Source organism: Parvibaculum sp., assembly GCF_049672805.1.
GTDB lineage: Bacteria > Pseudomonadota > Alphaproteobacteria > Parvibaculales > Parvibaculaceae > Parvibaculum.
Genome location: NZ_JBATWS010000324.1, coordinates 1 through 1,891, shown reverse-complemented (window position 1 = coordinate 1,891; position 1,891 = coordinate 1). Strand labels below are relative to the sequence as shown.

The window sequence follows — 1,891 nt, the reverse complement described above, 5'->3', positions numbered from 1 at the left end:
CTGCGCGGCCTGCGCTGGCAGGACGTGGATTTCGAGAAGGGATTCATCTACGTGCGCCAGCGCGCCGACGCCTACAACCAGATGGGCGAGCCGAAATCGCGCGCGGGGTATCGCGACATCCCGGCCGGGCCGATGGTGCTGAACGCCCTGCGCCGCTGGAAGCTGCGCTGCCCGAAGAGCGACCTCGGGCTGGTGTTCCCCGCGCCGCGCGGCGGCGTTCTCCAGCACACCAACACGCAGTCCCGGTTCCGCAAGCTGCAGGAGCAGGTCGGCGTGAAGCTGCGCTGGCACGACCTGCGCCACTTCGCCGTTTCGCTCTGGATCGAGCAGGGCTTCTCGATCAAGGAGGTGATGACCTTTGCGGGCCATTCCTCGATCCAGATGACCATGGAGCGCTACGGCCACCTGTTCCCGTCGCCCGACCACCAGAACGCCATGGCCGAGGTCGAGGCCAAGCTGCTGGGGTGATCGATTCCGAGTGGCGAGATTGCTGTGCAGCAACTAACCTGCTGACATGCAGATCAATTTGACCCGCTATCAGATCCTCGAATACGCCGGCAAGTATGTCTACGATGCCGATGATGTTCTCGGTGCCCGCATGGAGGCCGCGGCAAGACGCGGATATATGACGCGGGACGACCTGATCGCCGTGGCGCGATGGAAATGGCGTGGTGGCCGTACGCGCCAGCTCTGCGGCCAGAACACAGAGGCCGAGGTCGAGGAAATCACGCGGGTGTCGTTCGCGGCCGAATCCGAACGGCTACGGATTGGCTCCTTGCTCGCGCTCCGCGGGGTTCAGTGGCCCATGGCGAGCGTGATCCTGCATTTCGCCTTTCCGGACCGCTATCCGATCCTCGATGTGAGGGCGATGAACACGGTCGGGGGATCGACGCTCTATACCTTCGAGAAATGGCTGGAATACCTCCAGCTCTGCCGAGCGACGGCCGAGAGGTACGACATCACCATGCGCACGCTCGACAAGGCTCTCTGGGCTTTCGACAAGGGCGCGGCATGACTTGGGCCCCGAAGGAAGTGCTGGCTGACTTCGCCACAGTCGCCCGTCTGGCGGGGGTGTCGCTGACGCAAGGCGACATCCGTTTGGAAGAACTGCCCGCGCCCCACACCCCGCCCGCGCGCCTGCCGGCCGGTCACATGGCGGTCTATGTTTTCAGTTTCGGCGCCGACGTGCTGAAGGTCGGGAAGGTCGGCCCCAAGAGCCAGGCGCGCTACACCAGCCAGCATTACAATCCCGGCAGCTCCCAAAGCACGCTCGCTGCTTCGATGATCGCGGATGCCGAATGGCTCGGATTGGGCGAAACAGAGCGCGCCGGCATCGGAAGCTGGATCCGGTCGAACGTGGATCGCGTCAACGTTCTGATCCCGGCCCCTCACGGGATTCCGGTTCTGACGCTCTTGGAGAGCTTCCTGCAGTGCCGCCTTCGGCCGCGATACGAAGGCTTCAGGAGCCAGCGAGGATGACTGGCAATCCGGATTCCCGTTCATTCCCAATGGTTTGCGTCTGCTCCGTGCGACACGTGAATGACGTTGCGAGCCCGAAAATCGTCTAAGTGCCGGATTTCACAAAGCTATTCCGAGCGCCTCGGGTTGCCTCATAACCTGAAGGTCGCAGGTTCAAATCCTGCCCCCGCAACCAAATTCATAACCGCCAGATCCTTCGGACTGGCGGTTTTTTGTTTTTGATGGGGTATGCCGGGCTGTGTTCAGCCGTTGGATTGCGTGGCGGACTCTGCCTTGAAGGAGAAGCTTGCGGCGATCGGGTAGTGGTAGGAGGGGAAATTGCCGTCCTTGTTGAAGGTCACGATCTCGGCCGTCTGAACAGCCAACGGCCCGGAGAAGAATATCCGGTCGTTTCGTTCGCTTCCCGATATGT

The 1,891-nt window shown here is 62.2% G+C and carries 3 protein-coding genes; all 3 read left to right on the top strand.

Features of this window, described 5'->3' with window-relative positions; translation table 11 throughout:
* Positions 1-468: site-specific integrase (locus tag WBF74_RS10265; protein WP_424439128.1), on the top strand; the 468-nt coding region annotated here is incomplete at its 5' end.
* A gap of 46 nt (positions 469-514) precedes the next feature.
* Positions 515-1,015, top strand: coding sequence for a hypothetical protein (locus tag WBF74_RS10260; RefSeq protein ID WP_424439125.1), 501 nt, complete (start codon positions 515-517; stop codon positions 1,013-1,015).
* Positions 1,012-1,479 carry a hypothetical protein gene (locus WBF74_RS10255; protein ID WP_424439122.1) on the top strand — a complete coding sequence of 156 codons (468 nt, stop codon included), beginning with the start codon at positions 1,012-1,014 and terminating at the stop codon, positions 1,477-1,479. Before WBF74_RS10260 ends, WBF74_RS10255 begins: the two co-directional genes overlap by 4 nt.
* Positions 1,480-1,891: the final 412 nt, after the last annotated feature.

Coding starts and splice junctions, on each gene's coding strand:
- WBF74_RS10255 (WP_424439122.1), top strand. CDS start 1,012: ATGACTTGGGCCCCGAAGGAAGTGCTGGCTGACTTCGCCACAGTCGCC.
- WBF74_RS10260 (WP_424439125.1), top strand. CDS start 515: ATGCAGATCAATTTGACCCGCTATCAGATCCTCGAATACGCCGGCAAG.